The following is a 12050-nucleotide window of genomic DNA, read 5'->3' as shown; positions in this document are numbered from 1 at the left end:
TTTGTATCTAACGAGGATGCGGGGCAGTATGTGTTAACTACAATTGATGGTTGTATTACGGTAATAAACCTAAATGTATCTGGTAATTGTGACCCTGGAGACACCCCAATATCTGCAGAATGGAAAATTGGAAGCTCTGAATACCAAGAAGGAAACGAATTAGAGAATGTTAATATATCTGCAGACAATGGGCAAGAAGTAAAATTAAGTATTGTACCCAATGGAATTAGTTATAAAATAATATTACCTACTGGAGGTGTAATAGAAAACCTTTTAGGAGATTATACTATAGATTACGTTAATAATGACAATGCTGGAACTTATATATTAGAGTCAAATCAAGGCTGTAGTGTATCTATAGACTTATCTATTAACACTGTAGTTTGTGATGCAACCACAATGCGTGCAGAATGGTCTTTAGACGGAGGAAGTACTTATAATACTGCACCTGACAATAACCCAATAACTCTTGACGCCTCTACAGGGGATAATGTACTATTAAGTATGTTTCCTAACAGTATAGATTTTACTATTACTTACAATGGAGCAGAAGTATATTCAGGACAAGGGGATTATGACCTAGGAAATGTAACCACATCTAATTCTGGAGATTATATAATTAACGCAGCTAACGGGTGCTCTACTACAATTACATTAAATGTAACAGATGTTACTTGTGATGCAAGTACTATGCGAGCAGAATGGTCTTTAGATGGCGGAAGCACTTATAATGAAGCTATTGATAATTTACCTGTAACAATAGATGCTGTAACAGGAAACAATGTAAGGCTAAGCATGCAACCTAACAACTTAAATTTTACAATTACATATAATGGAACAGAAGTTTATGCTGGAACAGGTGATTATGAGTTAGGAAATGTAACTACAGCTAATTCTGGAGACTATATCATTAACGCAGCTAACGGGTGCTCTACTACAATTACATTAAATGTAACAGACCCTGTTTGTGACGCTTCTACTATGAAAGCAGAATGGTCCTTAGATGGTGGGATTACTTATAATGAAGCTATAGACAATCTTCCCGTAACAGTACCTGCAAACACTGGAGATAATGTATTTCTAAGCATGCAACCTAACAACTTAAATTTTACAATTACATATAATGGAACAGAAGTTTATGCTGGAACAGGTGATTATGAGTTAGGAAATGTAACTACAGCTAATTCTGGAGACTATATCATTAACGCAGCTAACGGGTGCTCTACTACAATTACATTAAATGTAACAGACCCTGTTTGTGACGCTTCTACTATGAAAGCAGAATGGTCCTTAGATGGTGGAATTACATATAATGAAGCTATAGACAATCTTCCCGTAACAGTACCTGCAAACACTGGAGATAATGTATTTCTAAGCATGCAACCAAATGGCATCGATTTTACAATTACTTATGGTGGTGCAGAGGTATATAATGGCCAAGGAGATTATATTTTAGGTACTGTTACTACAGCTAATTCTGGTGACTACCTTATCAATGCTGCAAATGGATGTTCTACAACAATTACATTAAATGTAGATTGCACAGCCTTTACCCCTAACTACACTGTAAACGGTACATCTAACAGCGGACAAACATCTATAACTGTTACAGAAGGTGACTCTGTGCAATTAGGCTTAGTAGAAGGTGGAAATAATTATACTATTACAGAACCTAATGGAAATGTTGTAAACGGTTCTTTAAACCTTGGAAATATTACCCTTTCGCAACAAGGAAATTATATATACACGTCTAATAGCGGCTGTACCAATAACGTAAACATTACTGTTAATGAATTATGCCCAACTGGCTCTGTTACCCCTACTTATTCTATAAACGGAACAAGTGGTACTCCTCAGAACTCAATTACTGTTACAGAAGGAGATAATATAAATTTAAGCTTACAACAAAATGGAGTAAACTTTACCATAACACAACCAAATGGTACCATTTCTAATGGAGATTTAAATATTACTTCTATAGCTTTAAATCAAACAGGAGATTATATTTACACAACAGAAGTTGGCTGTACTGCTACCTTTAACATTACTGTTAATGAACTATGCCCAACTGGCTCTGTTAACCCTACTTATTCTATAAATGGAACAAGTGGTACTCCTCAGAACTCAATTACTGTTACAGAAGGAGATAATATAAATTTAAGCTTACAACAAAATGGAGTAAACTTTACCATAACACAACCAAATGACACCATTTCTAATGGAGATTTAAATATTACCTCTATAGCTTTAAATCAAACAGGAGATTATATCTATACAACAGAAGTTGGCTGTACTACTACCTTTAATATTACTGTTAATGAACGCTGCCCAACAAATGGATTTACAGTACAATATACAATTGATGGTGCTATAGGTACCGGACAAGATACTATTACAGTTATAGAAGGGACCCCTGTTGTTATAGGGGTTGAACAAGATGAAATAGAGTATACGGTAACACTTCCAAATGGTATCATAAATAGTAGGCCTGGAGCCTTAAACTTAGGTAATGCCAATATAAATCATACAGGAGAATACACTTTAACATCTACCTTAGGCTGCTCTACTTCTGTAACAATTATAGTATCCGAACGTTGTCCTGTAAATGGTTTTACAGCACAATACAATATAAATGGAACTGTTAATAGTGGATTAAACACTATAGAAGTAAATGAAAATTCTACATTAGAGATTGGAATAACACAAGAAAATATAGATTTCACAGTTACAAATCCAAATGGAACACTATCTAATGGAGTTTTAACTATTGATAATGTTACTAGCAATCATTCAGGGGAGTACGTATTAACTTCTAGTGCAGGCTGCACTACAACTTTAAGTGTTAATGTAATTCCATTAACAACTAACAATACTACAGCTTTAAAAGATGTTAAGGTATACCCTAATCCCGTAAGAGATGGTAATATTTATTTTTCTTTAGAAGATTTTATGAACGAATCTTTACTAATTAATTTTTATAATATTTACGGAAAACTTGTTTCTTCTAATAAGATTGAGACTAACCACGACCCTGAAGTTTCACTAAACATTTCAATACTAAGTGAAGGAACCTATATAGTTGAAATTACAAGAGATAAAAACAACGAAAACGCAATTAAAAAAGTAATCAAATTAAAATATTAATCAATTTAAAAGTCTTAATAAGAAGCCTAATTGTATGTAATAATATAATTAGGCTTCTTACTATAAAATTATTTTAATTTTTGTTTTTTCATTGAATAAAGTACTATTATAATAAAACACTCGTTACTAATTTTGTCGGAAATAACAAACACCTTGCATAATTAAAAACAATTATAAAAATCTTTTCTCGACATTTGCACCATTAATAAAAAAAATGACTATAAAAAACTTAAATTTTAATTCCTCAAATAGGGTTCTAGTTACAGGAGGAGCAGGTTTTATTGGCTCTAATTTATGTGAAACCTTATTAGAAAATGGCAATAAGGTTATATGCTTAGACAACTTTGCTACTGGCAAAAGAGAAAACATAACCCCTTTACTAGAAAATCAAAATTTCACTCTTATTGAAGGAGACATTAGAGATTTAGATACATGCCATAAAGCATGTAACTCTGTAGACTATGTATTACACCAAGCCGCTTTAGGCTCTGTACCAAGGTCTATTAATGACCCCATAACTAGTAATGATGTTAATGTTTCTGGTTTTTTAAATATGCTTGTTGCAGCAAGAGATGCAAAAGTTAAAAGATTTGTATTTGCTGCAAGTAGCTCTACTTACGGAGATTCTACAAATATGCCAAAAGTAGAAGATATAATAGGTAATCCCTTATCTCCTTACGCGATTACAAAATATGTAAACGAATTATATGCTACCATTTTTAGTACTACCTATGGTCTAGAAACTATAGGATTACGTTATTTTAACGTTTTTGGTCGTAAACAAGATCCAAATGGAGCTTATGCTGCAGTAATTCCTAAATTTGTAATGCAATTAATGAATCATGAATCTCCTGTGGTTAATGGAGACGGCTCTTTTTCAAGAGATTTTACGTATATAGACAATGTAATACAAATGAATATTAGAGCCATTGCATCTATAAATAAAGAAGCAATTAATACTGTTTATAATGTTGCATACGGTGAACGCACAGATTTAAAACAACTAATTACCTTATTAAAAGAGTATTTAGGGGAATTTGACCCTAAAATAAAAGATGTAGAAACAATTTATGGACCGCAAAGAACTGGTGATGTACCACATTCTCTAGCATCAATTAATAAAGCAAAAACACTGCTTGGTTACAGCCCTGAATACAGTATAGAATCTGGACTTAAAGAAGCAGTAAATTGGTATTGGAAAAATTTAAAATAATTTTAAAAAAATGAATTTAACTGTAATTGGAACTGGCTATGTTGGCCTTGTTAGTGGAACTTGTTTTGCCGAAATGGGCAATACTGTAACTTGTATTGACATTGATGCTACCAAAATACAAAAACTAGAAGAAGGAATTATTCCTATATATGAACCAGGCTTAGAAGCTATGGTTAAAAGAAATTTCACAAATAAAACATTACGTTTTAGCACTAAACTTTCCGAAAACTTAGAAAAGTGTGATGTAGCCTTTATAGCCGTAGGAACTCCTATGGGCGATGATGGCTCTGCAGATTTACAATACGTATTACAAGTTGCCAAAGAAATAGGGCTGCACATGACCCATCCTTTAATAATTGTTGACAAATCCACAGTACCAGTAGGAACTGCAGATAAAGTAAAAGAGACTATACAAGAAGAATTAAACAAAAGAGGCTTAAATATTTCTTTTGATGTAGTTTCTAACCCAGAGTTTCTAAAAGAAGGAGATGCTATTAACGATTTTATGAAACCTGATCGCGTAGTTATTGGTTCTGACAATACAGAAGCAGCGGATAAAATGAGAGCACTCTACTCCCCTTTCTTTAGATCAAGTGTAGATCGCTTAATTACAATGGATGTTCGTTCTGCAGAAATGACTAAGTATGTTGCAAATGCAATGCTAGCAACTAAAATTTCATTCATGAACGAAATAGCAAATATATGTGAATTAGTTGGTGCCGATGTTAACAAAGTACGGATTGGTATTGGATCGGATAGTAGAATTGGTTATAGTTTTATTTACCCTGGAAGTGGTTATGGTGGTTCTTGTTTCCCTAAAGATGTAAAAGCACTTAAAAAAACCGCGGAAGAACACGGATATACTGCGCAGTTAATTAAATCTGTAGAAGATGTTAATGACAACCAAAAACTTGTTATTGCAAATAAAGTAATTTCACGTTTTGGAGAAGATTTAACTGGTAAAACTTTTGCAATATGGGGTCTTGCTTTTAAGCCCGAAACAGATGATATGAGAGAAGCTCCTGCCATTTATATAATAAAAGAGCTTGTTAAACGCGGAGCAAAAATAAATGCTTACGATCCAAAAGCAATGGAAGAAGCGCAACATTTTTACCTCAAAGACATAAAAGACGTTACCTATTGTAATTCTAAATATGAAACGCTAAACGGTGCAGATGCAATGATTCTTCTAACCGAATGGAAAGAATTTAGATCTCCAGATTTTGAAGAATTAAAACAACAATTAAGCTCACCAATTGTTTTTGATGGTCGTAACCAATATAATGACGAACGTATGAAACAAAATGGCTTTGAATATTTCCAAATAGGAAAAAAATCTTAAATAAAAAAATCTTAAATAAAAAAATCTTAAATAAAAAAAATGTCTGATATAAAAATAGCAATCATTGGATTAGGATATGTAGGTTTACCTTTAGCAAGGTTATTTGCCACAAAATATCCAGTTATAGGTTTTGATATAAACGAAGGAAGAATAAAAGAACTTCAAGCGGGTTCGGATAAAACTTTAGAAGTCTCTGATGATGTTTTACAAGCTGTATTACAAAAATCGCCTAAAATGGAAACAGGGTTTTATTGCTCTAACCAACTAGAAGATATTGCAGATTGTAATTATTATATAGTAACAGTACCTACACCTGTAGATAGCACTAACAGACCTATTCTAACTCCTTTATATAAATCTAGCGAAACCGTTGGTAAGGTATTAAAAAAAGGAGATACCGTAGTTTATGAATCTACAGTTTATCCAGGTGTAACAGAGGATGAATGTGTTCCTGTTTTAGAAAAAATAAGTGGTTTAAAATTTAATCAAGATTTTTATGTTGGTTACTCCCCAGAGCGTATAAACCCTGGAGATAAAGAACATACTGTTGAAAAGATATTAAAAGTAACTTCTGGCTCTACTCCTGAAGTAGGAAAAAAAGTAGACGAATTATACAAATCAGTAATTACTGCTGGCACTTTTTTAGCCTCATCTATAAAAGTAGCTGAAGCTGCCAAGGTTATTGAAAATTCACAAAGAGATATTAATATTGCTTTTGTTAATGAATTAGCCAAAATTTTCAATTTAATGGACATTGACACCCATGATGTATTAGAAGCCGCTGGTACTAAATGGAACTTTCTTCCATTTAAACCAGGATTAGTTGGTGGACACTGTATAGGTGTAGACCCATACTATTTGGCTCAAAAAGCACAAGAACATGGCTATCATCCTGAAATTATTTTAGCCGGAAGACGCATGAATGATGGCATGGGAAAATACGTTGCTTCAGAAGTTGTCAAACTAATGGTTCAAAAAGATATTAAAGTTAAGAATTCTAAAATATTAGTACTAGGAATTACCTTTAAAGAGAATTGTCCTGACGTAAGAAACACCAAGGCGGTTGATGTTATAACTAATTTACAACAATATCATACAGAAGTTAGTATATATGACCCATGGGCTTCTCCTGAAGAAGTAGAACATGAGTACAATTTAAAAACAAGTAAAAATTTACCCTCAGACCAATATGACGCAGTAGTACTTACTGTATCTCATAAAGAATTTGAATCACTAGATCTGAAGAGTTTATTAACAAAAAATGGTGTTATTTATGATGTAAAGGGAATTTTAAAAACCCGAGCCGACAGAAGACTATAAACTAGTTTTAGAAAAATCAATTAAAAAAAGCTACCAAATTTGGTAGCTTTTTTTTTAATTGATTGATAGTTTTCTTTGTTTAATGTAAAAAATAATCAGCAAAAAACACTTTTCAAATGGTCCTAGTTAAATACTAATTTCAACAAGTTATTTTACATCCCTACTTTTTTTAAATAAAACAATAGATATAACATCAATTACAAAATAGAACTCTTTATACTTTAAACTTTGCTAGATTATATTATTTGTAAATAATCCTCCTATTTAAAAGTATTAACTCTCTACTTAAATAAAAAATAAGGTATCTCATACTCCTCAAAATTTGAAATTAAAGAAAATATCACAGTATTAACAAAAGACCAAAAACACCCTATAATCATTATATTTCAATAATCTTCCTAAATTCATTTCCATTGAACAAGGAAAAAACAGACCTTTGCAAAAACATTTAGTTAAAACTAAAAATTTACATAATGAAAATATTAGTAACAGGAGCTGCTGGATTTATTGGTTTTCATGTTTCACAATCATTAATTCAAAAAGGACATTATGTCATAGGCTTAGATAATATAAACGATTATTATGACATAAATTTAAAATTTGCACGATTAAATGAGTTAGGGATCCCAAAAGACACTGCTTCTTCGTTCAACAAATTAGTAATTAGCTCTAAACACCGAAATTCTTTTAAGTTTATTCGTTTAGACATCCAAAATCGAGAAGCTTTACCCGTTTTATTTAAAAAAGAAAAATTTGATGTAGTTTGCAATTTAGCTGCGCAAGCAGGAGTTAGATATAGCATAGAAAACCCTGAAACATATGTTGATAGTAATATTGTAGGTTTTTTAAACATATTACAATGTTGTAGAAATTTTAATACTAAACATTTAGTATATGCCAGTAGTTCTAGTGTTTATGGATTAAGTGATAAAATTCCATTTGAAACAGATGACACTGTAGACAAACCAATAAGTTTATACGCTGCAACAAAAAAAAGTAATGAGTTAATGGCACATACCTATAGTCATTTATTTAATATACCTACTACTGGTCTTCGTTTTTTTACCGTATATGGTCCCTGGGGTAGACCCGACATGGCAATATTTTTATTCACTAAAGCTATATCAGAAAATAAACCAATTAATGTTTTTAATCATGGAGATTTAGAACGAGATTTCACATATATAGACGATATTACGGAGGGAATTACACGTATTTGCGAGAAAAAAACTGAGGATAGAAAAACTATAAATGAGTTGTATAAAATATATAATATTGGAAATAACAATACTGTAAAACTAATAGATTTTATAACTGAAATAGAAACCAACCTAAATAAAAAAGCTACAAAAAACTTGATGCCTATGCAAAAAGGAGATGTAAAAAAAACATGGGCAAATGTTGATGATTTAATAAGAGATTACAACTACCAACCTAAAACATCTATACAAAACGGCATTAAAATCTTTATTAATTGGTATCAAGAATTTTATAATGATATAATTTAATTTTAAAAATCAAGGAACAAAAAAGTCAAAAAACCTAACAATACCTTATTTCCATAATTATTTTTTCATACTACCGTATAAAATAAATAAACTATAGTTCCAGAATGAGCTATAAATTTTAAGTAAATAATATAATACACTTTCCCTATTCTACTTCTTATATCTGAATTTACTTTTAAGTACTTTCCCTTTTTCCACGCATACAACACCCCCTATATAATAAGATACCTTTTTAGGTAATAGACAACCGAATTAAAACCTCTATCACAAATAATAAAATGTGAAATTTGTTAAAAAAAATGCATTACATCGAATAAACACCCTCTTAAACGTCTAAAAAAAAAAACTCATCGTAAACAAACTATACAAAAAAACACCAAACAGTGTATTTTGTCGAAAAATCTAATGTTTTTACCGATAATTTTAAAAAAATAAATATTTTTACAATCCCAAGTCGAACACCATTAACAGACCTACAAATTATGAAACAACTTATTATTCTACGTATATTATTTATTTTCATATTTTTTGCATTAATATCTTGCAGTAAAGATTCCGATTTACTTTCAGAATATGTAATAGCAGAACAATCTGAAACTGTTAAAAATTTTGTTATTGATGATTATTACACAATCAATGGTAAAGAAAGTATTATTCTAGATGTTCTATCCAATGATAGTTTCACAGAACAAGACAGTGTTAAAATAATAAAGACTTCTAACCCAATTAATGGAATAGTAGTAATTAATGAAAATAAAACCATAACTTATATCCCTAATTCAGAAACAGAAACAGAAACAGAAACAGAAACAGAAACAGAAACAGAAACAGAAACAGAAACAGAAACAGAAATAGAAACAGAAACAGAAACTGAAGAGGAAAGTTTCACATATACCACGGAAGAAATCGTAAACAATGAAGTTGTAACTGAAGAAGCGACAGTTACTATAACTATATCGCAAGACCCACCAGTAATAACAGAAAAAGTTGCCTATTGGAAAGAAAGGTTTGATTCTAATTGGCCCGAATTTAAAAACCAAATAGATCAACTTACAAAAAGCTCAAACAAAAACCAGGAGTATTACTATTTGGCTTATTACATTGATGCACTAATTAGTATTTGGCAAGCTACGGGTGATAATGCATATTTAGATCAAGCCTTAGATATTATAAATTCTACAATAGACGATGCAGTATCTGTAGGTAATGGATATTATGGCTGGCCTTCTTCCGATGGAAATCAATATGCCCTTTGGGATAGTTTTTATTGGAGATTTGTATCCACTCTAACAAGAATAATGCATCAATCACCTAATCTAAGAACAAATTCTGAATACCAAATTGCTTATGAAAAGCTGTTAAATTTCTCTGAAAAAAACATCTGGGAAAGATATGAAACAATTGGGACTGGCAGCTTTTATAGAGTTAATACGCATATGGCTTCGCATTGGGCAAGAATAGGAATGGAATTGTACCTTATAACAGGAAAATCAAAATACAAAGATGTTTTTGATAACATATCTTTTGGAACAATTCCTGGAAGACAATCAAACTTAAGGAATCAGTTAAAAACAAACCCAAATGTTACTTCAGCTTACACTTGGAGCGCCCCATGGAATGGAGGCTATACACAAGACACCTCTCATGCAGGTGCTGAAATAAGTTTTTACATACAAGCATATGAAAACAATATGTATTGGGATATTAACGATATAAATGCTTTTATTTCTACTTTAGAAAATGTAATTTGGAAAGATAGCGACAACCATCAGTTTAGAAAAATAGTAGATGGATCTGGAGGATATGAACTTGCTGGTAGACTTCATGAGTGGCTTCATTTAGGCAGATACTCAGGAGCAATACAAAGCAGAATTAAAAACAACTACGCCCAAGGACAAAACATGAAGTATTATGGGCCCCAAATTTTAGGTATAGGCGCTTTAAATGCTAAAATTTTATTAGATGGAAAACCTGTTTTTCCAGAACAATAGTCTATAATACTGCTTCAGTAAATGATTTAAGTTTTAAATCTCGGTTTTGTAAAAACAAAACTGAGATTTTTTTTGATTATAAATACCAAACAATTTTAAATCGCTTAAAAACATATCTAAATTTACTAATTACAAAACGGATTAATAATTGCACCTAAATTTTAAGCATTTAATCTATTTTAAATGTGAAAATTCTACAATTAAACTTTTTTTTTTAATCTTTGTATTTCGTGTAAATAGTTTATATTTTATTATTTAAGTTAAGAGTTTTATTTAAAGTATGAGTTATAATAAGCATGTAGTTCGGCAAAAAATATCAAGACAAAGTTTTCCTATAGGTCTTTTAATTATAACTACAATTATTTTTCTCTTGTCGTTTGGTCCATATCTAGGTCTTCATAAATTAACTACTCTTTGTCTTATTCCTTTACTTTTTATTATAGCTTTAAAGCATGATTTAAAAACAATAACGGAGAATAAACGGGAGTTCCTATTAATACTACTGATTTTAATAATAAGTGTCTCTACTGCTTTTTATTACATTAGCTATTCCGATTTCACTTCGGGACTTAATAGGTTACTAGGTGCTGTTTTAATCTCATTTGTACCTATCGCCCTTAACAATAGACAAGATTATACCACTTATTTTCATCTTGGTTATTTACTTGCTACTATTTCTTTAATCGTTATAATGTATTTAAATGGGAATTTTGGCTTTACAAATTTTGCTTCCAAGGTAGACTATAGAGATCGCTTTCTATTAAATGCCAATGCTTACTCCTATTATTCCTTTTTAGCAAATTTTTCTTTATTCTATTTATACCAAAAATATAAAAACTGGTTTGTACAATTATTATTAATTGTAATACCAATATTATTTTTAATAATCTCCTTTGTAACTCAATCTAGATCAGGTTTACTATTAATAATTTTAATAAATGTTTGTTTTTGGCTATTTATTAATAAAGCTCAGAACCCCACTAAAGTACAGAAGATAACAAGGAATTTAGGAATAGCTGTCGTATTTATCTTTATTTCGATTCAGTTTGTAAAAACTTATGAAAATTCAAGAATAAAAAACAGAGTAGATTCTACAACGACAAGAGTTGACGCAAGAGAATTATTAATAATAGATAGTATAGATGCTTTTTCTAAGCATCCGATATTTGGTGTAGGTCTAGATCAACTTCCATATTATACCAGATTTGGACAGTACTCTCATAATTCTTATATCGAAATAATTGCTGAACAAGGAATCTTTGGAGGAGTACTCTTAATATTATTATTTGGATTCCCACTTAGACAATCTTGGTTACTACTGGTTAAGCATCCAAAAAACAATGTAATAAAACTTAATTTTCTTTTTTTTATTACTTTTTACATTTTCAACAACTTTTATCCTTTTTACAAATACGCTTTTTCAATGCTTTATTTTTTCTTGGTTATTAGTATTCAATATCAAGTCAATAAATCTATAATAACCTCTAAGACGGGAGAGTTATAAATTTATTTTTAAAACACAAAAAAGACCA

The 12050-nt window shown here is 30.8% G+C and carries 7 protein-coding genes; all 7 read left to right on the top strand.

Annotated elements, in window-relative coordinates:
• A partial coding sequence (locus tag CLV91_RS16915; RefSeq protein ID WP_170146772.1) for a T9SS type A sorting domain-containing protein occupies positions 1 to 3144 on the top strand: 3144 nt, incomplete at its 5' end.
• A 214-nt stretch (positions 3145 to 3358) separates the two neighbouring features.
• Positions 3359 to 4357: an SDR family oxidoreductase gene (locus CLV91_RS15640; protein ID WP_121069169.1), complete on the top strand. Its 999-nt coding sequence runs from the start codon at positions 3359 to 3361 to the stop codon at positions 4355 to 4357.
• 10 nt (positions 4358 to 4367) lie between these two features.
• The gene (locus CLV91_RS15635) at positions 4368 to 5699 is read left to right on the top strand and encodes a UDP-glucose dehydrogenase family protein (RefSeq protein WP_121069168.1); all 1332 of its coding nucleotides are present in this window, start codon (positions 4368 to 4370) and stop codon (positions 5697 to 5699) included.
• Positions 5700 to 5738: 39 nt separating this feature from the next.
• The gene (locus tag CLV91_RS15630) at positions 5739 to 7019 is read left to right on the top strand and encodes a nucleotide sugar dehydrogenase (protein ID WP_121069167.1); all 1281 of its coding nucleotides are present in this window, start codon (positions 5739 to 5741) and stop codon (positions 7017 to 7019) included.
• Positions 7020 to 7492: 473 nt separating this feature from the next.
• Entirely contained in the window at positions 7493 to 8527 is a 1035-nt protein-coding gene (locus tag CLV91_RS15625) for an NAD-dependent epimerase (RefSeq protein ID WP_121069166.1), read from the top strand.
• A 482-nt stretch (positions 8528 to 9009) separates the two neighbouring features.
• Entirely contained in the window at positions 9010 to 10518 is a 1509-nt protein-coding gene (locus tag CLV91_RS15620) for a hypothetical protein (protein ID WP_121069165.1), read from the top strand.
• 280 nt (positions 10519 to 10798) lie between these two features.
• Positions 10799 to 12022: an O-antigen ligase family protein gene (locus tag CLV91_RS15615; RefSeq protein WP_121069164.1), complete on the top strand. Its 1224-nt coding sequence runs from the start codon at positions 10799 to 10801 to the stop codon at positions 12020 to 12022.
• The last annotated feature ends 28 nt before the right edge of the window (positions 12023 to 12050 follow it).

The organism is Maribacter vaceletii, assembly GCF_003634105.1.
Classification (GTDB): Bacteria; Bacteroidota; Bacteroidia; order Flavobacteriales; family Flavobacteriaceae; genus Maribacter_B; species Maribacter_B vaceletii.
Note: the sequence above shows the minus strand (reverse complement) of the source record. Positions and strands in the feature narration are given on the sequence as shown.

What these genes read in the sequence shown, in the direction of transcription:
- CLV91_RS15640 (WP_121069169.1), top strand. Translation starts at nt 3,359, where the DNA reads ATGACTATAAAAAACTTAAATTTTAATTCCTCAAATAGGGTTCTAGTT.
- CLV91_RS15635 (WP_121069168.1), top strand. Translation starts at nt 4,368, where the DNA reads ATGAATTTAACTGTAATTGGAACTGGCTATGTTGGCCTTGTTAGTGGA.
- CLV91_RS15630 (WP_121069167.1), top strand. Translation starts at nt 5,739, where the DNA reads ATGTCTGATATAAAAATAGCAATCATTGGATTAGGATATGTAGGTTTA.
- CLV91_RS15625 (WP_121069166.1), top strand. Translation starts at nt 7,493, where the DNA reads ATGAAAATATTAGTAACAGGAGCTGCTGGATTTATTGGTTTTCATGTT.
- CLV91_RS15620 (WP_121069165.1), top strand. Translation starts at nt 9,010, where the DNA reads ATGAAACAACTTATTATTCTACGTATATTATTTATTTTCATATTTTTT.
- CLV91_RS15615 (WP_121069164.1), top strand. Translation starts at nt 10,799, where the DNA reads ATGAGTTATAATAAGCATGTAGTTCGGCAAAAAATATCAAGACAAAGT.